The organism is Allobosea eneae, from assembly GCF_042657265.1.
Classification (GTDB): Bacteria; Pseudomonadota; Alphaproteobacteria; order Rhizobiales; family Beijerinckiaceae; genus Allobosea; species Allobosea eneae.
Genome location: NZ_JBHSLW010000055.1, coordinates 1 through 22,418, shown reverse-complemented (window position 1 = coordinate 22,418; position 22,418 = coordinate 1). Strand labels below are relative to the sequence as shown.

At 63.1% G+C, this 22,418-nt stretch carries 17 protein-coding genes and 2 pseudogenes; 4 read left to right on the top strand and 15 right to left on the bottom strand.

What is annotated here, in order from left to right:
• Positions 1-2: 2 nt before the first annotated feature.
• Positions 3-434 carry a type II toxin-antitoxin system MqsA family antitoxin gene (locus tag ACFPOB_RS25860; protein ID WP_377801180.1) on the top strand — a complete coding sequence of 144 codons (432 nt, stop codon included), beginning with the start codon at positions 3-5 and terminating at the stop codon, positions 432-434.
• Here the strand turns inward: ACFPOB_RS25860 and ACFPOB_RS25855 are convergent.
• The 8 genes from ACFPOB_RS25855 to ACFPOB_RS25820 form a co-directional block, all read right to left on the bottom strand.
• A complete protein-coding gene (locus ACFPOB_RS25855) occupies positions 431-5,536 on the bottom strand; it encodes a lactate dehydrogenase (RefSeq protein WP_377801179.1) in 5,106 nt (1,701 codons plus the stop codon). The two genes, ACFPOB_RS25860 and ACFPOB_RS25855, sit on opposite strands and share 4 nt — an antisense overlap.
• A 107-nt stretch (positions 5,537-5,643) precedes the next feature.
• Positions 5,644-6,042 (bottom strand): DUF3085 domain-containing protein, encoded by a 399-nt coding sequence (locus ACFPOB_RS25850; RefSeq protein ID WP_089172849.1) that lies wholly within the window; start codon positions 6,040-6,042, stop codon positions 5,644-5,646.
• Between the two features lie 12 nt (positions 6,043-6,054).
• Entirely contained in the window at positions 6,055-6,657 is a 603-nt protein-coding gene (locus ACFPOB_RS25845) for a DUF1419 domain-containing protein (protein ID WP_089172848.1), read from the bottom strand.
• A gap of 65 nt (positions 6,658-6,722) precedes the next feature.
• On the bottom strand, positions 6,723-7,742 hold the full coding sequence (locus ACFPOB_RS25840; RefSeq protein ID WP_377801178.1) for a DUF3991 and toprim domain-containing protein: 1,020 nt from the start codon (positions 7,740-7,742) through the stop codon (positions 6,723-6,725).
• Between the two features lie 570 nt (positions 7,743-8,312).
• On the bottom strand, positions 8,313-12,311 hold the full coding sequence (locus tag ACFPOB_RS25835) for a PIN domain-containing protein (RefSeq protein ID WP_089172847.1): 3,999 nt from the start codon (positions 12,309-12,311) through the stop codon (positions 8,313-8,315).
• Between the two features lie 9 nt (positions 12,312-12,320).
• The gene (locus ACFPOB_RS25830) at positions 12,321-13,040 is read right to left on the bottom strand and encodes a hypothetical protein (RefSeq protein ID WP_089172846.1); all 720 of its coding nucleotides are present in this window, start codon (positions 13,038-13,040) and stop codon (positions 12,321-12,323) included.
• A 93-nt stretch (positions 13,041-13,133) separates the two neighbouring features.
• Entirely contained in the window at positions 13,134-13,655 is a 522-nt protein-coding gene (locus ACFPOB_RS25825; RefSeq protein ID WP_089172845.1) for a helix-turn-helix domain-containing protein, read from the bottom strand.
• A 251-nt stretch (positions 13,656-13,906) separates the two neighbouring features.
• Entirely contained in the window at positions 13,907-14,188 is a 282-nt protein-coding gene (locus ACFPOB_RS25820; RefSeq protein WP_377801177.1) for a DNA polymerase, read from the bottom strand.
• On the opposite strand from ACFPOB_RS25820, the gene ACFPOB_RS25815 reads away from it, so the two are divergent.
• Positions 14,187-14,390, top strand: coding sequence for a hypothetical protein (locus tag ACFPOB_RS25815; protein WP_157732861.1), 204 nt, complete (start codon positions 14,187-14,189; stop codon positions 14,388-14,390). The two genes, ACFPOB_RS25820 and ACFPOB_RS25815, sit on opposite strands and share 2 nt — an antisense overlap.
• Before the next feature lie 17 nt (positions 14,391-14,407).
• On the opposite strand, the gene ACFPOB_RS25810 is transcribed toward ACFPOB_RS25815, so the two are convergent.
• A complete protein-coding gene (locus ACFPOB_RS25810; RefSeq protein WP_089172843.1) occupies positions 14,408-14,581 on the bottom strand; it encodes a MucR family transcriptional regulator in 174 nt (57 codons plus the stop codon).
• Between the two features lie 221 nt (positions 14,582-14,802).
• Here ACFPOB_RS25810 and ACFPOB_RS25805 point away from each other — a divergent pair, with 221 nt between their 5' ends.
• Positions 14,803-15,552 carry a tetratricopeptide repeat protein gene (locus ACFPOB_RS25805; protein ID WP_191124830.1) on the top strand — a complete coding sequence of 250 codons (750 nt, stop codon included), beginning with the start codon at positions 14,803-14,805 and terminating at the stop codon, positions 15,550-15,552.
• A 657-nt stretch (positions 15,553-16,209) separates the two neighbouring features.
• Here the strand turns inward: ACFPOB_RS25805 and nadE are convergent.
• From nadE to ACFPOB_RS25780, 6 genes and pseudogenes are all read right to left on the bottom strand, one after another.
• Positions 16,210-16,585, bottom strand: a pseudogene (gene nadE / locus ACFPOB_RS31125) (NAD(+) synthase); the annotation flags it as partial.
• A gap of 276 nt (positions 16,586-16,861) precedes the next feature.
• Positions 16,862-17,167 carry an ArsR/SmtB family transcription factor gene (locus ACFPOB_RS25800; protein WP_089172841.1) on the bottom strand — a complete coding sequence of 102 codons (306 nt, stop codon included), beginning with the start codon at positions 17,165-17,167 and terminating at the stop codon, positions 16,862-16,864.
• Between the two features lie 123 nt (positions 17,168-17,290).
• Positions 17,291-17,923: a DsbA family protein gene (locus ACFPOB_RS25795; protein WP_377801176.1), complete on the bottom strand. Its 633-nt coding sequence runs from the start codon at positions 17,921-17,923 to the stop codon at positions 17,291-17,293.
• Positions 17,920-18,549 carry a DsbA family protein gene (locus ACFPOB_RS25790; RefSeq protein WP_157732860.1) on the bottom strand — a complete coding sequence of 210 codons (630 nt, stop codon included), beginning with the start codon at positions 18,547-18,549 and terminating at the stop codon, positions 17,920-17,922. Before ACFPOB_RS25790 ends, ACFPOB_RS25795 begins: the two co-directional genes overlap by 4 nt.
• Positions 18,550-18,967: 418 nt before the next feature.
• A pseudogene (locus ACFPOB_RS25785) lies at positions 18,968-19,147 on the bottom strand (IS5/IS1182 family transposase); the annotation flags it as partial.
• Positions 19,148-19,245: 98 nt separating this feature from the next.
• Complete coding sequence (locus tag ACFPOB_RS25780) at positions 19,246-20,874, bottom strand: B12-binding domain-containing radical SAM protein (protein WP_210323645.1); 1,629 nt, start codon at positions 20,872-20,874, stop codon at positions 19,246-19,248.
• Positions 20,875-21,360: 486 nt separating this feature from the next.
• Here ACFPOB_RS25780 and ACFPOB_RS25775 point away from each other — a divergent pair, with 486 nt between their 5' ends.
• Positions 21,361-22,263, top strand: a complete 903-nt coding sequence (locus ACFPOB_RS25775; RefSeq protein WP_377801175.1) for a DUF1223 domain-containing protein — start codon at positions 21,361-21,363, stop codon at positions 22,261-22,263.
• The last annotated feature ends 155 nt before the right edge of the window (positions 22,264-22,418 follow it).

The following is a 22,418-nucleotide window of genomic DNA, read 5'->3' as shown; positions in this document are numbered from 1 at the left end:
CCATGGCGCTATCGAAGCAGAAGCTGCCCGAGACGATGGTCTCTCCGGAGACCGGGGAGATGCTGCGCCGCGACGTGCGCCCCTTCATCGTCAGCTACAAGGGCAAGAGCATCACCGTGGAGCTGCCGGGCTATTACCCGGAGAATGGCGACGAGGGCGTGCATGTCGGCGACGACATGGCCGTCACCGACATGGCCCTGCGCAACCTGAAGGAAGAGGTCGAAGGCATCCCGTCACCGACCACCATCAGGCGGGTGCGTGAGAAACTGCGACTGTCGCAGCGCGAGGCAGGGGGCCTGCTGAAGGTCGGGGAGAACGCCTTCGACAAATATGAGCGTGGCCTGGTCGAGCCGAGCGGCCCGACCAGCCAGCTGCTTCGTCTCCTCGACCATCACCCCGAACTGGTCGAAGAGCTGCGCGGGACGGCCGCCTAAGCCGCAATCGCATTGCCCTCTCCGCTCCTCTCGACATCGAGGGCCAAAGCCCGCTCGATCTCCCCGAGCTGCCGACGCTTGGCAGCGAGTTCGTCGGCAAAGGCGAACTCGCCCTCGCCGCGCGACTGATAGGAGACAAGCCGGCGGCGCGCATCGGCAAGGCGCTGACCAAAGCGCTCTCGCTCGACCTCGAACTCATCGAGCGCATGTTCGAGGCGGGCGATGGCGCCGAGCGGCGTCACCGTGACGGGCAGGTTGATCTCCTGCTCGGAATTGGTCCGTAGCAGCATCGTCCTGAAGTGATAGCCATCGCGGCCGAAGCGCTCGCCGGCATACGCGAGATCGAAGCCGCTGATCGACGCGATGATCGCGTCGCCCGCGTCCTGAAGCTGCACGAGCGTCAGGATCTCCTTCATCAGCGCCCTGCCTGCTGCCTTGCGCTCGGTGAAGAGCTTGCCCGTGACGCTCATGGCGAAGGCCTCGCCGGCGGTCGGGACGAGGCGCTCGATGTCCTGACCGATCTCCGCAATCCGACGCGTCGAGATGTCGATGTCGCGCTCGGCGTCGCGGACCTGCCGGCGCACGGCATGCTGGTCGTCGATATGAGCAGCCCGCAGTCGCTCCAGCCGGGCTATATCGGCTTCCAGCCCCGCCTTCTGCATCAGCCGCTGGTCGCCGGACGCAATGGCCTTGGCCATGGCGAACTGGTTGGCCTGACCTTCACCGAGGTCTTCGAGCCGGCGGATCGAGGTGTCGCCGCTGAGCGCGGCCGCGATGAAGCGGGCCTTGCGTTCGTTGTTCTGCCACATCGTCGCGTCGAGGGAGCCTTCGGTCGCGTAGGCATAGACCTCGACCTCATCGTGCTGGTTGCCCTGGCGGACGATCCGGCCTTCTCGCTGCTCGATTTGCGAGGGGAGCCAGGGCACGTCGAGATGGTGCAGCGCCTTCAGCCTGAGCTGCGCGTTGACGCCGGTGCCCATCGTCTCGGATGAACCGATGACAATGCGAACGCGGCCGGAGCGGATGTCGCCGAAGAGCCGCTGCTTCGTCTCGGATTTCCGGTAGTCCTGCATGAAGGCGATTTCGGCCGTCGGCACGCCGCGGCGAACGAGCTCATCCCGGACCCAGCGATAGGCGGAAAAGCCCCTGGTCTTCTCGACGCTGATCGTGCCGAGATCCGAGAAGATCATCTGCGCGGCGCCCGGTAGCTCATAGGGCTTGCCGTCCGGTTGCACATAGGTCTGCTCTCGCGTCTGCCGCCAGATCCGGAAGACGGTATCGATCATCCGGTTGAGCTTGTTGTCGGGCTCGTTGTCATTGTCGGCATCGACCAGGCGCAGATCGATCGCGGCATGGCGACCATCGGTGATGACCGAGAGCAGAATGTCGTCGCCGGGCTCCGGCGGCCGGTCGCGTTCCTCGATCGCCTTGATGCGGGCGTCGAGCTGGAGCTGATAGCGCTTGAATGCGCCGGTCGGCTTGGCGGTGACAATCTGGCGCCGACCGGTCGATATCGCCGGCACCTTCACGTACTGACGAAGATCCTCTGGCATCACGACGTCGGCGAAGGAGCGGAACATCGCGATCAGCTCGGGCACGTTGACGAAGCTGGCGAAGCGCGAGACCGGCTTGTATTTGCCGGAGGGCTGCAATTCGAGCTCGGTCGTGGTGTCGCCGAAGGTCGAGGCCCAGGCATCGAACTCATGCAGGCCACGCTGCTGCAGCGCCGCATGGTCCATCAGCCGCTGCACCGAGAACATCTCGCCGAGCGTGTTCGTGATCGGAGTGCCCGAGGCGAGCACCAGCGCACGGCCCGGATTCTTCGTCTCGATGAAGCGCGACTTCACATAGAGATCCCAGGCGCGCTGCGAGCCGTTGGGATCGACACCCTTCAGCGTCGACATATTGGTCGCGAAGGAGAGCTTCCTGAACTCCTGGGCTTCGTCGACGATGATCTGATCGACGCCAATCTCCGCAATGGTCAGGAGATCGTCCTTCCGCGTCACCAGCGCTTCCAGCCGCTCCTTCAGCCCTTCTTTGAGGCGCTCAAGCCGCTTGCGCGAGACGCGGTCATCGCTTTCCACCTTGGTGAGCAGTGTCTCGAACAGTTCGAGCTCATCCTGGATCATCTGCTGCTCAAAGGCCCAGGGCACACCGATGAAGCGGAACGCCGAATGCGTGATGATGATCGCGTCCCAGGTCGCGGTCGCGGCGCGCGACAAAAACCGGGCGCGCTTGTCCTTGGTAAAGTTCGTCTCATCCGCGACCAGAATCCGGGCCGCCGGATAGAGCGCCAGGAACTCGCGTGCCGCCTGCGCCAGGCAGTGACCGGGAACAACCAGCATCGCCTTGGCGATCAGGCCGAGCCGGCGCTGTTCCATGATGGCGGCCGCCACCGTCATGGTCTTGCCGGCGCCGACAGCGTGGGCGAGATAGGTCGAGCCCGCCGCGATGATCCGCCAGACACCCCGCTTCTGGTGCCCATAGAGAACAAAGGCCCCGGAGGCGCCTGGGAGCTTCAGATGCGAGCCGTCGAATTTGCGCGGCGCGATGTTGTTGAAGCGATCGTTGTAGATCCGGGCCAGGCGATCGGTGCGATCGGGGTCGGACCAGACCCAGGCCTGAAAGACGGTCTTGATCCTGGTGAGCTTCTCCTTCGCCGCCTCCGTGTCGACGACGTTGAGAACGCGCCGCTCGCTGTCGCCGTCCTTCACGGTATCGAAGATCTGCGGCACGCGGCTGTTCAACGCGTCGGCGAGCAATTCGCCGGCATGGCGCCGGTCCGTGCCCCATTCCGAGGTGCCAGCAGCGATCCAGCCAAGCTGGCGCGCCTCGACGGTCCATGATGCGAGTTCCGGCATATGATGGATGCGGATTTCGGCGCCCATGGTTTCCTTGACGAAGGCGACGACATCGGCGGCCGGTATCCACGGCGCGCCGAGCCGCGCGGTGATTTCCGATGGTCCGAGATCGGCCGGCTGGACGTTAGCGAGCGCCCGCACATTGCGCTCGAATATCGGATCGAGCACCCCGGCGGCTTCGGCCGCTTTCAGCTTGTCGCGAACCGGCCCGGAGAGATAGGCATCCGCCGTCTGCCATGAGCCATCGCCGGGATCCTGGAAGATCGCATCGCCGAGCTCCGCGATCACGTCGGCGACGTCCTGATGCAGCAGCTCGGCGATATGCTCGAGATCGACGCGCCCGCGCTCATTGAGCACGACAGCGAGCGCGTCCGCGGCCGAGGTGATGACGGGCGCCGCCGGCGGCGCGATCACGCGCTCGGAAAAGATCGGCCCGGGCTTGGCCGTGTCGGTATCGAGATCGTAGCTCTCGATCGAGGCGACGAGCCAGCAATCGGGATCGTCGAGGAACGGCTGGAGGTTGGGCCGGCGATGCGTCTCGCGGACCTCGCCGCTCTCATCGTCCTCCGTGACCGAGACGGTCGTGTGATTGATCGGGCCGAAATCGCGCACGAAGCTCGACCAGGCGATCCGCAGGCGAACCTGCGCATCCTTGCAGGGCCGATCCAGCTCCTGGCATTTGAGCACCTCGCGGACGGCATCCCGGATCGGGATCAGCTTGCGAATGATCCTGACGTGCTTTTCGGGGATACCCTCGGCACTACGGCCCTTGCGGATCTGCACCGCGACGGGCGTGCCATCGATGAGCTGCATGAGGCCGCGGGCGTTGTCGACGAAGAAGCTGCCTTCGCGGATATGTCGTCCGGCGGCCGAGCTGGCATCATCGCGATCGTCGGCATCCGCCAGATCGAAATCGATCTCGCTCGGCTCGCCGTCATAGAGGGCTTCCGGAAGGAACAGGATGGCTGCACCCAGCACTGCGGCGAGATCCTCGCCGGGGCGCGGAAGGCAGGTATAGGTCTCGCCAAAAGGCCCCGAAGTCAGCGCATGCGTGCCGAGCACGAATTCCGGATGCTGGGCGAACCAGCGATTGACGCGAATGGCGCCCCCGTCCTCGCTCGCCGGCTGCACCTCGTCGAGATCGAGCCAGGCGAGATCGCCATCCGCTTCCGCGGGCTTGCGCTTGCGGAAGAAGAGGATGTCGACGACGACGTCCGTGCCGGCGTCAGCTCGAAAGCTGCCTTCCGGCAGGCGGATCGCGGCGATCAGGTCCGCGGATTTCGCGATATGCTTCCGCGCCGTCGCGTCGGCTTTGTCCATCGTGCCAGAGCTCGTGACGAAGACGGCGAGGGCGCCTGGCTTCAGCAGGTCGACCGAGCGCGCCAGAAAATAGTCGTGCAGCCGCAAACCCAGCGAACGATAAGCGCGGTCCGAGCGCACCGTGCGATCGGAGAAGGGCGGATTGCCGATCGCGAGATCGAAGGCGGCCGGCAGTTCAGTGCGGGCGAAGTCGCCATCAATGATCCGGGCCCGCGGCTGGAGCAGGCGCGCGATCCTCACGGTCACCGGATCGAGCTCGACGCCGGTGATATGGGACAGGTCGCGCAAGGCTTCCGGCATCAGCGCCGGGAAAAGTCCCGTGCCGATGCCGGGCTCGAGCACGCGACCGCCGCGCCAGCCGAGACGCTGCAGCCCCGCCCAGATCGCCCGGATGATGAATTCGGGGGTGAAATGGGCGTATTGCGTACAGCGGGCGAGCGAGGCGTAGTCGATCTCACTAACCGCATCTTGCAGCTCGGCGCCGAGTTCCTCCCAACTCTTGCGGAAGGTGGTCTCGCCGGGCCGGCGAAAGACGCCGTTGGCGAGATCGGACGCGGCGAAGCCGGTGAAGCGGATCAGGCTCGCCTGTTCCTCTGCCGTCGCATGCCGATCCTCCGCCGCGATCTCGACAGCCAATCGGATCGCCGCGATGTTGTCGCGGGCACGCGCCTTCCAGCCCTCAGCCAGGGCGCGGTCGCCGGCGAGATAGAAATTGCTGCCGCGCAAGCGCTCCTCGGTCGAAACCGAAGGAGCAAGCGCCTGCCTCGCCCCAGCCGGCGCGGGTTTCGGCGGCTCGGGATCGTCGTCGTCATTGGACTCCACCGTGAAGTCGCCGGCGAACGCCGTAACGCCGAGACCAAGCCCCGACGACAGAGCCGTGTTGCCGAAGAGGTCGATGGTGAAAGGATCGTCCTGCGCCATGAGAGATTCTCCTGGGTTGAAGGCGCGCGTCATCGGCCAGCCGGGCGCTGCCCGGCCGGAGCGATGATCGCGAGTGAGTTCGAGGAGTGGGCCTGAGCGGCCGGCGGTCAGCGGCGGATCAGGGAGACCGAGAGGCTGGCGTCGGTCATCGTGATCGTTAGATGGGTCGCCGTGGGCGAGCCCGTGATCATTTTCATGAGCATCTCGGCATCGAGGAACTCGATGCCGTCATCCCCGCCGAAATGCTGGCGCTTGTAGTGCCAGCAGTCGGGATTGGTCTTGGGATCGCACTCTTGCGCGTAGACGACGAGCGCACGCTGGCCTTCAGCGAGCTTGCCGTTGGAGAGCGCGTACACGCCCTCGTCACCGACGAGCCAGAGACCGGGCTTCTCGCCCTCGCCTGGGCGGAGGCCGTAATAGGGATTGCGGAAGCCGCCATTATTGAAGGCGTCGATCCGTCCGCGCATGATGATGGCGCGGATCTCCGTGACGGTGAAGGTGAACATCGCCGCCACCCGTCATGCTGCTTGTCGCTCGGGAAGGTAGCGCAGATCGACCGGCAGCTTGGCCGATATTTCCGCATCGGAGAGCTCGTCGAGCAGCTTGAAGTCTCGGGCCTGCCAGGAGGCGCACATCATGACGATGCGCTGTCCGTGCTGGGCGCTCGGAAAGCGCCCATCGGCGTAGCCGCGATAGGCGTCATGGGTGCTCGACCAGATATGCTCCAGCCGCTCTTCCCGCGTCATGGCCCGGACCGGGCGGGATTCACGCTCGATGATCGCGTCGCGCATCAACGCCGGCGAGGCCTTCGCGGCGAGATCGCAGTAGCCGTGGAAGTAGCGGACCCGGCCGTCGATCGAGAGCGTGAAGAAGATGCTGGTGATCGACCCGGTCAGGAATTCGCGCATCGAGAACATGCCCCCGCGCATCCAGAGCGGGGGCAGTACCGCGAGCATGTAGTCGTGCTCGGCCTGGCCGATCTCGAACCACTCACCGCGATAGAGCGCGCTGTCATTGCCCTCGAAACGGTTCGGGCGCTGCGTGTGGCGGTCGAACATCCGGAACATCTGGCGCCGATCGGCGACGCCCTGGAATACCTTGCGGGCGGGAGAGAGGTTCATGGCGGGCTCCTTCAGCCTCGTCGGGCCGGAGCGCGGCTCCCCGTCACGGGATCACCATCCTCTCTTCAGCCCTTCATGACCCCTCCCCTGCAGCCGCCTCTCCGTCCGGGCGGGTCAAGGGCCGGCGCAGCCGGGCGAAGCGTCACCCTTGAGGCGGTCGGCGGGAATGCGGCAGCCCGGTCCCCTTCTCTCCTTCCTTTCTCCTCCTGGTCGCTCGCCGTCGCCGCTTGCAAGCCGGCGTTCCAGTCGACCTGCACCGGTCGCAGGCGCTCAAATCCGCAGCCGATCTCGCGGGCTATCACCATCAGCCGCTGGGCGTAGGTCTCGCCCTGGTGGTTGTTGTCGGTCGCGGCAATCAACAAGGCCCCGGTGCGCCCCGCCAGCATACGGATCGCGGCGGCGGTCGCCGGCGACCATCCTCCGCCGGTGCTGAGATAGAGACTGTCGGGTCTTGTGCCCTCACGTGCGGCGAGGCTCATGGCGTCGATCGCGGCCTCGGTCACACAGAGGCGCGCCGCCTCAGGCGAGCCAAACCGGAACAGCAACTTCGCGCCACCGGTCGAGAAACCGCGCCACTCCCGACCGCGCTCCTCCCAACCGATGACCGCGCCGGCCTCGTCGCCGTGCGCTGCCCACATGCTGCCATACGGGCCTTCACGCAGGACATCCTGGCGGATCGCAGCCCGGATGACGGCCTCCGGCAGGAAGCGATCGTCGCGCAGATAGCACCACATCATCGAGCCGGGCCACGGTCTGCGACGGCTCGACCATCGCTCGAAGATAGACCGTACCGGTCTGGAGTCGCGCGGCGGCCGGAGCCAAGCTGGATCTCTCGGAACGAAGCCAACCAGTGCAGCGACACGGTCGAGGCCTTCGACGAAGGATACGCCGTTGAGATGTTCGACCAGGCCGAACACATCGCCTTTCGCATCGGACCGAGGATCGAACCAGCCCCGCCCAGCATGGATCACGATGACGATCGCCTCTCCGCGGCGATACTTGATCGCCTTGCGGCTGCTTTCCGGCAGGTCGATCGTGAAGCCCGCCTGCTCGAGCACCGCGGCACACGGCACGCGGACCCGCAACTCCTCCAGCTCATTCCGTTCCATGATCCTGCCGGCACGCGCTCGCGTCCGCCTTTCCTTGCCTGTTTCCTATCTCCACACCTCGCGGAGCGGCTTCCGGACGCCGCGAAGAGCAAAGGCGGCAAGGGCGCGCTAGCGGCGTGAGCTTCCCTTGCCGCCGCAGCTCGCAAGCGGCACTCCCGGAAGGAGAAAGGCCGGCTCAACGAGCCGGCCGGATTTCAAGGGGGTCGAATTCAGCGGAAGGCGGGACGGAGAATGGCCCGTCCGTCCGGAAGAGCGTGACCGGAACGCCGAGAACCCAGGCGAGCTGGAACGCATGGTTCTAGGCAAGAGCCCGATTGCGCGACCTCATGAAGGTTCCATCCGGGAGCGCGCCTATTCCCGCTCGATGGCTCGGTCGTGTCTAGCACGCCTCCGTTCCAGCCAGCGACCACGCGGCATACACTGCGGCGCCACTTCTATGATGCGCATCCACGCTCAACGTCGCGTCAGGGATGGAAGCCGGCGCGGGCGGTGACCCGCAGGGGCTTCGGCTTTGCCTACAGCCCGGCCCGACGGGAGACGCCGGACTCATCTACGTCTTTTGCGGCGCCTGCGCACTCGCTCGCGTGGTGTCTTTGGCTCGCCCGCGACAGTCCGCGCTGAACGACGCTCGCGCAATTGCGTCGCCACGACTTCAATCTCCGCGCCAGCAGCTGTTACGGCGTCATCGGAGAGGCAGTGCCCAGCAATCCAGCCATCGAGAAATTGCCTTATGGAGGGGGCGCAGCCGCGCTTGATGAAGGCAAGCACCAACGCCCAGTCTTTGGACCGGAACCGAACCATTCGCTCGATCAGGATGCTCGTCGCGCGCTTGCAGGCTAGGTCGAACTCACCATGTTCAAGCCAGAGCTGGTTGAGGAACTCGACGCAGACATTGATATGCGATCTCAACTCGGCGTTGCGCGTGCCCATGAAATTGGCAAGCGCTGCAAAATTTCCGAGATCTCGCGCTTGATCCTCGCGGATCGCCGTAAGCATCACGTCCGCATTTAAAGCAAGATGGCCGTGACGACGCCAAGCTAGACCGACAACCAAGTCGACATAACGGCGATGATTCACGATTCCCAGGTCAAGGGCAAATGAGAACACCACTTGCAGCCAGGCCCCTTTGGTCGAGCAAGCGGCCTCGCCATACTGTCGGAAATACATGTCTTCCGAAACAAGCACATGCTTCGCGTCCGCGAGATTGGCGGCGTCGAGAGCATGGGGTCCGAAGGATTGGTAGATCACCGCGGCAAGCTCGGAAGGTTCGTCAGGGATGCTGACCGGACGAATTTCGCAAGCCGCCTCGATGCGGGACATCTGCTCTTCGATGTAGCTTCGCCGCGCCACAGTCTCTTCGGCAGTATGCTCCTGCCGGATGAACTCGCCATTGTGCCAGGCGACGGTCATAGACGGCTCGGCACGCACCTCCTGCTCGTCTCGCACCGTTCGCAATTCGTCGATGACGGATTGCGGCACGATGATCGTTCCGAAGACGGATCTGAGGACGTCGAAGGCGTCCATCGTAGCGGCCGTCCAGGCGGTGTAGGTATCGAGGACGGCGCCGGTATCTCGATACTGCTCGATAAGCTGACGTGCGGCGACGCGCTCGACCTCTGTCCCATCGCAAGTCCGAATATCGAAATCGAGCGAGCGTATGTATTCGACGAACCCGACCGTACCACGGCTCCGCTTTGAAACGACGAAGTTGATCGGGCAGTTGTGGACGAGATACAGATCGGCAACCTTGCGGTTGCTTTCAGAAACACGCCGCACCTGCTCCAAGGCGGGCTGAATGTCGCCATCTTCCATCGTGACTGTGTAGAAGCCTGCGGCGTTGGGGAACCGCTTCTCAAAGTTCTCCATCACATCGTGAAGGGCGTGCAGGTACTTGTGTTTGATCGCTGTGACGCGCCAGCGGCGGATTTCGCCAAAACCCGTCGGCATCTCGAATTCGTCGCCGACCTTTCGGTCCAAAGCTGCGGCCGCGGTCGGGTGTGAAGGTCCGAGGACATCTTCGGCCGGCCGGTCCTTGCCCGCCTCGATAAGGAAGGCATGAACCTCGTGGCGATCGTTCTCCAGCCGAACCCAGGTATCGATGCCTACGATCTCGGCGCCAGGAATGTATCCATCTTCCGGATCCATCATGATCAGGCCGAAATAGCGCAAGCAGGCATCAGGATCGTTTTTTGCGGATTGAAGCACGCTATAGGCGTAGCGAAGCGCCTCATCCCCGTTCCCGGCCTTACGCATCACCTGCGCCAGAAACATCTTCTGCCCCGGCGAGCCGGCGACATTGTCGAGGTCGATCCCGTCGATGATCGGCTTGATTTCGTCTCCCCGGTCGAGACGATACAAGACCGAAAACAAGGCGATGTAATCGTCGAGATCGGGCCGCTTCGCGACAGCCTTCCTCAGAACGGCTTCTGCTTCAGGCAAAGCCCCGCGATTGAAGTGCAGCAATCCTTCCGCATGGAGATAGAACGGGAGTGCCCGCACAGCATCAGAAAGCCGCTCGAAGAATGACAGAGCCCGCTTCCGGATCGGGCTGTCGTTGACGAGAGCCTGCGCAAGCATTCGCAGTTCGTCATTATCGTGATGCTCTTCGACATGCCCATCCAGGAGATCGGCAACGATCGACCAGTCGCCACGCCGAGCGGCGTGATGCGCAACCATCTGCCGATCCGCGGCATGACTATCGGCATCGATATGTGCCAAAGCGGCGTTGAAGGCCGCGCCAGCAACCGACTCCAAACCCTCCCGGCGGGCGAAATCCGCGACGATGATGCTCGCGCGCGCGTCGCCGGCAACATCGCGGGCGACAGCGGCAATCTGCTCGGCACGTTCGTTGCGGTCAGCCACGCCGACCTTGATCGCGGCAAGCCTGCCGGTCGCCGCCATGATCGCCGCCTCGGTCGGCGGAAATAGCTCGGCATCTTCCGCGCAGAGACGCACGATATCATTCCATTCCGCCCGTGCTGCGTGGAACTGGAAGCGCAGCAAAACGGAGTCGTGATTCCGCGGCATTCTTGCGATGAGCTCGGCCGTCATCGCTTGATCGCCGGCGTCGAATGCGAGGACGACCGCGCGGGTGATGAGCTCGACATCGTCAGAGGCGAGGGAAACGCCCTGACGGGCGATTTCGAGACCGGTGCGCAGATCGCCGAGCGCCCGCAACGCGACGAGCAAGTTGCCGCAAAGGGCTGCATCATCTGGTTGGATGCCGGCGTCCTTGAGCCGCGCGCGCTCCCACTGGGCCGTCAGCGCCGCCGCCGCCGCTTCGAGACGTGTCCGGTCCGCTGGGGACAGAAGCTGGGTCCTCCGAAAGCGTTCGCTCGAGGAGATCTCGTCGATATCGGCCTCCGCGGCGAAACGGATGGCATGCGGGTCGAGGGGGTGTGCGTGCACGGTCTTCCGCGCAATCGACCACCATTCGCCGGCTGGCCTGCGCCGCCGGACGAAGTCGACGTAGCCGATCTGGACGGCAACGAAGTTATGAAGCGGTTGGGGGATGATGCTGAGCGGATCGCTGATGGTGGGGTCGAAACGCGCCGCCTGCACCAGATAGCCGGCAAGCCACTCGTTACGAGGATCTGCCCCGAGCAGCGGCGTTCCGAATGCGAGGAGCTCACGCCATTTCCCCTGTAACAGGAGCCCGAAAGCCTTGTTCGCAATCGCCTTCGGTTCGTCAGGCGCATGCTCATAGGAAGCCAGCAGCATGGCCGCAGCCTCTTCCTCCTTGCCCAGAGAAAGCAGGCAATGGCCGATATTTGCTTTGATGCGAAAAAGGATCCGTCCAGAGGCCGAAGCCTTCACGCGCTCGAGCAGCTTTTCGAGCAAGGGCAACGCAGTCAGCGTCTTCCCGTCGTTGTTGAGGTCACGGTAGCCGTCGATTTCGGCATCGACCTGAGCCTCCATCGCACTCAAGGCGACAGTCGCATCACCTGGTGGAACAGCAAGCCCCCGCTCGACGATCAACGCCTCAATTCGCGAAAATCCCGCGTGCAGCTCAGAGCGGGTGTCGACCTGCACGCTGGAAATTTTCCGAGTTTCGTCGAGAAGCTCCTCGCTGAACAACCCGTAGGTGGGATCGAAGGCCTTGCGGGCTGCGGCATCCTCGCTGATTTTTTCTTCCAGCGTGTTCCAGCCCCAGACGAACACGCGGAGCTTTTTGCCCTCCTTCGCCAGCGCCTGCGTGATCTCGCGCGCAAGCTCCTGCATCGCGACATCATCGGGCGCTGTGGTGGTCATGTAATATTCCCTGAGCGGCGGCTTGAAGGTCAGGGCCTTCCGAACCTCGTCGCGCACCTCTTGCTCGGTTAGGAAATGCCCCTCGCTCTTCAGCTTGCACTGAATACCGACATGCCACTCGGCATCGTCGTTGCGGATCCCGAAGAGATCGACGCCGTTCTGACGCTGGCCCCTGCGGCCATTGCGTTGCACCGACGGATCATCGAGTAGACCGCGCCACAGCGCGACAGATGCGCGCTCGAAGGCCTGTTCGTCGGCGGGTTTGGAGATTTGAGTTGCGGCGAGGAGCGACATTCGTAGGCGTCAGAACAGGAGTCCGGGGTCGTCGAGCGGTTGTGCCAACACCCTCGGCACGCGGCTGTGGTGCACGATCCAATCTTGCGTCTCTACGCTGATCCAGCCGGCGACCTGCAAGAGGGAGGCATAGTCCGCGGCGAGGTGGCGATCGAAGATCGGCTCATGATGCGCAATCCGGTTGCGGAAGGTGCGCAGGTAGTCGAGCGGCGCATGCGCGGCCTTGCGGCTCAGCCGCGCGCGCGGGAACGCTCGAAAGACCCCGGCGCGCCAAATGGTCATGTCGTAGTTGGCCTTGCCGTAGCCTTGAAGACGACCGCCCGGCCCGAGCAGCGCGACCCAGAAGCCGAACGACAACGCCGCGACTATGTGAGGTGGATCATCGGGATAGCCGTCACGGCGGAGATCGGCGCGCGCTGCCGAAACCCTCGTGGTCGTCCCCAGATCAAGGCCGGCAGCCGGATTGTCATACCAGTCCGTGCCGTAGCGCGCCGAAAGCTCGCGATGCATGGCATTGCGGAGCGCGACCTCCAGCCCCTGCAGCGGGCCATAGAAGGCTGCGCTGACGGCCGTGTTCCAGGTATAGACGCGGACCGCCTTCTGGCGATCACCAGCAGCATGAGTGACATAGGTCGCCATGCGCTCCGGAGATAGCGATGTCTCCAGGGCATCGATGACGGCATCGCTGTACGAGAAGGCGTTCTTGACCACTGCCCCCCGGTCAACCATATTGTTCTCCGTAAGCCCTGGATCCGCCTCTGCCATTGGCATGCGCCCGGGGCTCAGCTGTTTCTACGGCGCTTTTCTCCCGTAAACTCTGTGTCACGCCGCAGCCTCCTTCGAGGCAACGGGGGATTTCGGCGACCTGTAGCCGCGCTTGGCAACGGCCTTGCGCGCCGCACGGGCGGTCTCCTCCGCCTCGCGAAAATCCGGCTCGAGCGCCTGCAGCTTCTTCACGAGACCGGTCAGATCGTAGGTGTTGCTGAGCTTGCCACCGTTGCTGGCGCGCCGCTCGATCCGCTGAACGAGCCCCTCACGCTCCAGCTCGGCGATGTAGCGCTGGATCTGGCGCTCGCTCAGGCTCAGGCGCTGTGACAGGGTCTCCTTGCTGGGAAACGGCTTGCGCTCCTTGTCCCACCAGAAGTCGCAGAGCTGCAGCAGCACCGCGAGTTGGGTCGGATTCAGGTTCAGCCGACGCTGGGCGCGCAACAGCAGAGACGGCACAACGCAGAAGCCTAGGTCCATCACCGCCTGGCCCCATTTTTCAGCCGAAGCTTTCTTTGATGCTTTCGCAGCCGGCGCGGAGCTCTCTTCGGCCGGCGGTTGTTCGGTTTCGGTAGTCATGCTAAATCTCCGGTTGGCTGTTGAACCAACAGATGCAGGCAGTTACGGCAATCCGCAACATCCAGCAAACGGACATACTTGACGCCTCCAAGTGGACATAGGTGACCGTAGGGGTTACGACAAGAGCGTCTCCTAAAGAAAAAAGAAAGATGCATCGTTCAATCCGGACTAAGGACGATGCGGATAAACGAGTAACGCCTTACACCCGGTCAGCGATGTCTAGTGGGAAGGGGTGTTTCGAAATGGCCCCGTTACCGGAAATCCCGTGTTCTCACCCTGATCTCATGGATATGACCATAGGGATCGACCACATTCCGCGCCTTCGGCATGCCGCGCGGATCAGCCGTCGGCGAGCCATGATGGGACTCGTCGCCGCGGCCGTGCGGCTGCGGGAAAGCCGAGCCCCGCGATCCAACGCTCGCGAACTTCGCCGAAAGGTCGAAGAGATGGCGCGCGATCACATGCACGACCTCCCCCTCGGCCTGGACGTAGCCGCGGATTTTGGCGACGCTGGTCTCGTCCTCGATGGTCATGAACATCACGCCCTTCGCCGACCCGGCCGTTGCTGCACCAGCACGAGGCCGGCGCGTCGACCTGACGCCGGTCCCGGTAAGCGACCGCCTCCATGCAGGTCAGGATGCGCCTGCGCGCGAACTCGTCGCGCAGGAAAGCGCGCCCGCAAGGGCTGCAAAGTCGCTCAACCGGATTTCGCTTTGGATCGACTTCGAGGTTTAAAAGGCGCTGGCTTGATTTCAGCCGTGGGCTTGCGCGGGCGATTTCGCCGCAGCAGGCCCCTGGCTCCTGGCGAGCTGGGAACGGGCCTTGGCATAGCTCGGGGCGACCATCGGATAATGAGCCGGCAAGTTCCATTTGTAGCGGTACTGGGCGGATGTTAATCCGTACCGCGTGCTAAGATACCTCTTCATCGACTAAAAGCGTTTGGCGGAAGGTCCGCAGGTTGTCATGCGTCGCACTCATGGCCAGGCGGCTGAAGTTCGAGACGGGCGGCTCGGCTGGTTCCTTTGACCTGGCTGCCGATCCCGACGAAATCGAACAGTTCCACCTTTGCCGCCTTGACGCCTAAGGGACAGCCATGCGACTAGCACAATGGCAGCTGCGAGCGCCCAGGGATCGAGCCTCCATCTCAATGGGGATCTTCTTCCTGGTAAGCGTCACGACGGCCTGCGCCGAACCGGCGACCGAGCCTTGCGCCGCGGCACACCTGCCGCCGGCACAGGCGCTACATTGTGGTCTCCTGGCCGAACGTGAGGATGGCGCCGCTCGCCGGGACACGAGAAGGGCCGCGTTCTGGTACGAGCAGGCCGCTGCTGCGGGCAGCGCCGAGGCAATGAATAACCTCGGGCGCCTCCTTGCCTCAGGCACTGATGACTTCCCAAAGGACACGGCCAGGGCTCTTTCGTTACTTCGCCAGGCGGCGGAGCTTGGTGAGCCCAAGGCAATGTACAATCTCGCGCTGCTGCATGAGAGCGGCGACGGAGTGGCGCGCGACCAAGGTATGGCGCTGGACTGGTACGAGCGAGCCGCTGTGCTCGGGCATGCACAGGCCCAGAATGTTGTCGCTACAGCCTATTTGTATGGCGCAGGACGACCGAAGGACCGGGACCGCGCCATACGCTTTCTGTTCTCCGCAGCGGGACAGGGCAATGCGTCCGCCGCGTTCCATCTCGGTGGGCTTTTCGCCGCCGGCGATGGCGTGCTTCAGGACGATGCGGAAGCCTACAAATGGCTGACGATTGCCCGTGCGCTTGGCGACGACTCGATCATGCTGATGGCTGATGAGGCCATTGGCCCGCTCGAACAACGCATGTCGCCGGGGGATGTCGAAGACGCGGTCGCGCGCGTGAAGGCGTGGCGCCCCGTTCGGCCGCGCCGCTAGGACGTAGGTGCTGGACGACCTCTCAGCCGTATGACAGACACGAAGCCGGTCCGCGGATCCCGGCGGGCGCCGAGCTCCAATTCCCCGACAGCACGGCCCGGTTCCTCGGTTACGATCGGTCTGTCATCCTCCGAGGGATACCACACGACCATGTCCCAAGGGATTGTGAACATGTTCTCGCGGCAGTGTGGGCACGTGATGGCGGGTGTCCCCGCGATGCACGTAAACCCAGCGCCGGGGCGCAGGTGGGGAAGAAAATAGCCATCGACCGCGACGACCTGCCCGGCAAGTGCCTCGACCTCGGGTGCAAACCGGGTGCGGCCGATCGCGCCGGCATAGAGATTCTCCAGGTCGAGTACCGGCGGTGCACCAGGCGAGACCGACCTCCCAGCTACTGTGCGAGGCACGAGTGCGCAAGCGAAGACACCAAGGGCGAGTTGGCGTCGCGAAAGACCGCTACACGCCTCTCGGCGCGGGTCACCAGATCCAACGAAACGCTGAGACCATCTCATGACATCATACTCCCGGGTCTGGGTTACCATTTCGCAAATGGGCTGCGGAGCGTCCAGGCGGTGGTGCCGACAGGAGATCGAGTAGCCATGGTTTCCCCCCGATATGCGCGACAATCCGGTCAGGGGGTACAGATTCTACGCCGGCCGGCACCTCGCGTTCGAACTCCTCGAGCCACACTCGAGCAGACGGAATCAGATGGTGCGCGGCAGTCACCTCGGGGTGACAGCGAACCGCCTGAAGAATCCTGGGGGCCATTCGGCATGGCCGGCCGCGTGAACTGGCTCGTGGCGAAAAACCGGACCACGAACACCTGAAGCCAGCGGTTGATGGTGGCGAAATCGTAAGCCCTCCGCGCGCTCTCAGGGTGTTCAGCGGCTCGGTCCCCTCTTCCACATCCTTCCAAGCGTTCAAAGCCAGGTAGGCGACCTTCGACGGCCGGAAGCCGTAGCGGGCGGCGTAGTAGATTGAAGTCCTGCAGCGCGCAGGGGCCGATCGTGGACTCAGTCGATTGCACCTTGCCCGCTTCGTCGGGCAGCTGCCCCGGCCATAGCTGACCACCGAGGACAACCGCAGCAAGCCAAGCCGGCCAGGCCACGAAATCCGTCAAGCGCTCGAGCAGAGCCGACCACCGCCGCAACAATGATCCCGGACGCTGATAAGGGCCGGTTGACGAGCCAACGAGGGCCTTGAGAGCGCAACCGCGCCCCTCGCAGCCCGGTGCGAGCGCCGTGGCACCCGAAAAGGGGCACGAGCTCAAGGGCCGGCTTGCATCCGAGACTCTCCCTAAACATAGACGTTATGCGTCGCGGCTGCCGAGCTTGGTGCAGGCCAGGACACCACGTGCGGTGTCGGCCAAGAGTTCCTCCGAGAGACGAAGCAGCATCTCGACACGTGCATCGCTGAGTCGATAGCGCACGAAGCGACCCTCTTGGCCACGCCGAACCAAGCCGCAATCGTAAAGGCATCCCAGATGGTTGGAGACGTTAGACTGAGCGAGGCCTGTTGCCTGCACAATCTCGGACACGGTGAGCGCGCCGGAGCGCAGCGCCTCCAGGATCGAGAGCCGCGACGGGTCGGACAACCCCCGGCACAGCTTGGCCATGTGCTCGGCCTTCCGGCGCAGAGCCAAGGGGCCCCTCTGGCCAAGTGAGCTTTCGCCAACTCGCGCGGTGTCTGATACGATCACTGTCATGCTCGGTAGCTGTCCGGATGCGGGATTCCTGACCTACGATCCCAGCATTGGGGTGATGACCTTCTCGATCTGCTGGATCGTCAGATTGCCTGGATGACGCTGCCCGTTGATGAAAAACGTCGGCGTCGAGTTGACCTTGAACTTCTCGGCCGCGCGTTGTTTAACCGCGTTCACCGCGTCATAGAGCCTTTGGTCCTTAAGGCAGCTCTCGAACTTCTCCTGCGAGAAGCCGGCTTGCCGCACCATGCCCTGCAGCGCCTCGAGCGGCTTGTCCGAGAATGCCCAAGCCCTTTGCTGGTCGAACAAAAGGTCGGTGATCGGATAGTATTTGTCCGCTCCCCCGCATCGCGCCAGCATAAAGCCCGCGGTCGCGAGCGGGTCGAGCGGGAATTCGCGCAGGATGAAGCGCACTTTACCCGTATCGATGTAGCGCTTCTTCAGCTCCGGGTACGTATCCTTGTGGAATGCTGCGCAGTGCGAGCAAGTCAAGGAAGCGTACTCGATGATCGTCACCTTGGCGTCGGCGGGCCCAAGTGTAACGTCACCGAGCGGGCCGACTTCGCCGAGCTCCTGAACCGACGCGTTCTGTGCGAAAACGGGGCCGTGCGGCAGCGGGGCCAGCACGCAGGCCGCCATGAGCCCAACCAAATGACGTCGCGTTCTCACGATGGTTCTCCGATGCTGTGGGCGTTGGCAGCTTGTTCGATCACTCGCACGCTGCTCTGCCGCAGCGTCGCGTGTTCTCGACGGCTCGGCGCAGGCTCTAGGCCGCCGGCGCCCGCGATAATGTCTTCGTTCAAGATGAAGGTTGAAGTGCCCGTGATGCCGAGCTTGTCAGCAAGGGCCGCATTCTCGTGGAGGACCGTGCTGATGGCTCCAGCCTGTATGTCCTTCTGGAGCTTCGCGACGTCGGCCCCGAGTTCCTTGGCGAGGGCAAAGGCCTGATCCCCACTGGCGCGCCCGCGCGTCTCCATCAGCTTGTCATGAAACATTCGCATTTTATCTGGGGGAAGCTGGAGCTTGGCAGCTACTGCTACTCGGCTAGCTTCCACCGAGTCCGGCCCAAGGACCGGAAACTCCTTGAGTACACCGCGCAGCCTCGTGTCGCCCTTGATCAGGGCATCGATGTCGCCCTTTGCTTTCCGGCAGTAGGGGCAATTGTAGTCGAAGAGCTCGACGAGAGCGACGTCGCCCGCAGGAGCGTCGACCACGGCGGGCTGGCTGTGGCCAACTGTCGGCCCAAAGGCAAGCACGCTGAAAAGCACAGCGCGAATCATCACAGCCGCATTCACCAGCGCCGATCCTTTCCTATGTTATCATTATATTTCCTATTGATGATATGAAAGGCGGCGCAATCATGCAACCGACAGCCCTTATGCGGTTTGCCGTTCCCTCGGCCGGGCTGTCGTTGCCAAATAAACATCGGTCATCCAGGGCGGCTCCAGCGAGCCTTGTCCCTGAGGTGCCTCTAGGCGGCGCTATCGCCGTCGCCACCACCATCATGTACATCCGCATCTTTGTTATCGTCGCCGCTCTTAATTCGTCGGCGGCGCCGGCTGCTCACACCCGCCGCGGCCATAGCGGGAGTCGTCGCGCGGACGGTATTGCGCGCATGCCTCCTACACCGGCATCTGGTAGCGAAGCCCGTAGCGGCTTTGAAGCCCCGCGACACCATCAGGTTTGCTGCGGTATTTCGTGCTCCCGATGCAGTGGTAAAGAGCCCCTTTTTGACAGGCTTGCCGCGGTTCGATGCGCTTTCAGATGCGTCGCGTTGCTGATGATCCGCTCAGGTTTCGGCCCTTCGCCCGCCAACCCGGCGAAGATGCGGTCGAACACGCCCAACCGGCTCCAGCGGACGAAGCGATTGTACAACGTCTTGTGTGGACCGTAGCCCTGGTTGCGTCCTTCCCTTGCAGGCAATGCTCAAAGCGATCCAGTTTTAAGGGCTCAGATCATTCACAAACAGACGGCTCACCCTTGAGCTGCTTTCACGCCAGAGCCACAACGGCCTCCGATCTCTCCAGCCGGCCGGGAAGGGCTGCGGATGGAGCGTCGGCCAGATTGTCGATCTGCCGTTGCACCTGGGCGATAACATGCCGGGAGAACGGGCCGAGATGCAGGTAGAGCGCCACCATCATCAGCACATAGGGCAATGCTTGACGATTATTGGCGAGGCAATCGAGCACGGTCTTCCAGAACTCACGCCGTACGTCCCCCTTCGCGACCGTCATCCGCCAGAACAGGCGCCAGGATGATTTCAGCTCCTGCCATTCCATTGACTGGGGCAGTTCCAGCCGGCGATGGGTGCAGTCGAGCATCCGCCCGACCCGCCGAACGCGGCCGAAGAAGGCGCTGGGCGCATAAACGGCCTCCAAGACCGCTTTATAGTCCGACAGAATGTCGCGGCGCGGGCGGCTGGTCACGAAGTTGAGGCCGGCGGTACATTGGTCGCCCAGCCCTTGCGAATGGTCTGCATCATCGGGAAGTGTGAGGCGGCCTTCACGGTCCAGGCGCCGCGTCAGCTGGGTATTTGGCAGGGCATAGAGAAGGCCGACCATGCAGATCGGGATCGCGGTATCCTCGATGCAGTCGATCATGCCGCGCGCGACGCTGCCCTTTTCGCTGTCGAAGCCGAGGATGAAACCGGCGTTCACGAAGAGCCCCGCCTGGTAGATCTTGTGAACGCTCTCCGCCAGGCTGCGGCGGGTGTTCTGCTTCTTTTGCGCCGAGACCAGCGTATCGGCGTCGGGGCTTTCGATTCCGACGAAGATCGTGAAGAAGTTGGCTTCGCTCATCGCCTGCATCAAGGCGGGGTCGTCGGCAAGATTGATCGAGGCCTCGGTCGAGAACTCGAATGGGGAGTTCTTCTCCCTCATCCAGTCCGTGAGAGCCGGTAGAAACTGCCTCAGCGCCTTCTTGTTGCCGATCAGGTTGTCGTCGACGAAATCGACATGGCCGCGATAGCCGAGCGCGTGCAGGGCATCCAGCTCCGCCATGACCTGCGCGTTGGTCTTGGTGCGCGGCACGCGTCCGTAAAGCTCGATGATGTCGCAGAACTCGCAATTGAACGGGCAGCCGCGCGAGAACTGCACGCCGACATGCAGATAGTTTTTGAAGGTCAGAAGGTCGAAACGCGGCGTCGGGCTCTTGGTGACGTCGGTCTTGCCCATTTCGGCGCGAAAGACGCCGCTCGTCGCACCACCCGTCCAGGCGGCGACGAAATCGGCCATGATCTCCTCCGCCTCCCCAAGTACCTGAAAATCGGCGGCGGCGTAGATATCCGGCGTCGAGGTCGCGTCAGGCCCGCCGACCACGACGGGCTTGCCGCGCGATCGGCACATCTCGATGACCGCCAGGGCACCGTCCTGCTGCGGCAGCATGCCTCCGGTCATGACGAGATCGGCCCAGTCGAGATCGCCTGCACCAAGCTCCTCGGTGTTGAGGTCGACGAGCCGGACCTCCCATGTCGTCGGGAGCAGGGCCGCGACGGTGATCAATCCCAGCGGAGCGGCAGGATGGCGAGCTCCGGCGAGCGCGCATGTCGCCTTGTAGTTCCAGAAGGAGTTGGCGTTGAAGGCGGGGTAGATCATCAAGATCCGATTGCGGGCGGTTTGCATGCCGGCTCCTTCTCTGTGCGGCGCAATACGGCGCGCGTGGCCGGTGACATTGAAACAGCGGGCACTCCGTGGCGCCGAAGAGCTTGAGAGGCCCGGGGCCGGATCGATCTTGCCGAATGTGCTTCAGACCGTGCTCCAAACCCGTATGTGAGCATAGCCTGATGAAACGGCTCTTCAGGCTTCCAGGAATTCGCATGGCAATGGCCGTGCCAGAACAGCGAAATTTCGCGACGTGCGCGCTGTACGGGGTTTAATGCCGTCCCACTGCGAAAGCGCCGCTCGAAGTTGGCACGAAAACGCGAGGATACCTCCAAAAACTAGAGCTAAGCTTGGCTCGGTTGAGAACGAAACCGATCTACCCTCAATCCCAGGTCTCCTGCCGAGAGATGCTAATTTTGGCTTAATCTCGCCGGCTCAAGAGTTATAGTGCGCGGGGCGGCAGCCTAGTTCTGCAGTTTGCCACCCATACAGGACGCGATTTCTGGCTTGAACCAAAACGACAAAAATGTGCCGCAGGTGGCGGGACGTTTTCGAGCCGGAGCCGTACGCTTCGGAGGCGCGGCACTTGTGTTTGCGACTGAGTACTTGAAATCGCCTTCCAGACCCGCCTTAAGACTGCGCAAGGCGCTAGTAGCTTTCGTCATGACTGCGGCACTGATTTCCGTTGCTCAAGCTCCCGTAGTCGCAGGGGAAGGTGTGAAGCCGATTGCCGTCATCGAGCTTTTCAGCAGCCAAGGCTGCTCGGTATCACCGCCTGCCAACAGCTTGCTGGACACGCTTGCGGACGATCAGAATCTTATCGTGCTCTCGCTGAATGTCGACTACTGGAACTATCTCGGCTGGAAGGACACTTTAGCCGAGCCGGTCTTCACAAAGCGCCAGAAGGCCTATGGAATGAGCCGGGGCGATCGCCAAGTTTATACCCCACAGGCCGTCATCAACGGTCAAGTCCATGTTATCGGAAGCGACAAAAATAAGATCCTGGCGGCAATCGCGAAGGCACAAACTGATTCTGCCGCGCCCGACCTAGGGGTCATACTGCGGCATGTTGGGAGCCGGATCGCAATTGACGTGAAGCCTTCGCTTGCGATGACGCAAACCAAGCCGCGCGCGGAGATTTGGGCATTCTGGGTGCGCCGGCGGGTCACGGTCTTGATGGAGAGTGGTGAAAATTCGGGTAAGACGGTGACCTACCGTAATGCCACGCGCCTTGCGTTAAAGATCGGCGATCTCAAGCTCGCAGGCAACGAGCCATTGCTCATAGACCGCCCCGCTAATGCACGCGACGCGGACGCATTGGTGGTGCTTGTTCAATTGCTTACGGATGCAGGACCGGGCGCGATCCTTGGCGCTGCGTACCCCTACGAGGGCGGCCGTCTTGAGGATTGATGCTTGGGGGTGAGAATGTGTCTGTATGGACGTCTATACAGGCACGCCGATCAGTCGTAGCCCTCCGGCGTGAGCCGCCTTTTTCCGCAGATGTCGATGGCCGATGATGTGCCGATGATTGGCGCGTGAGGGTGGTCAGTGTCCATTAAGGCGAT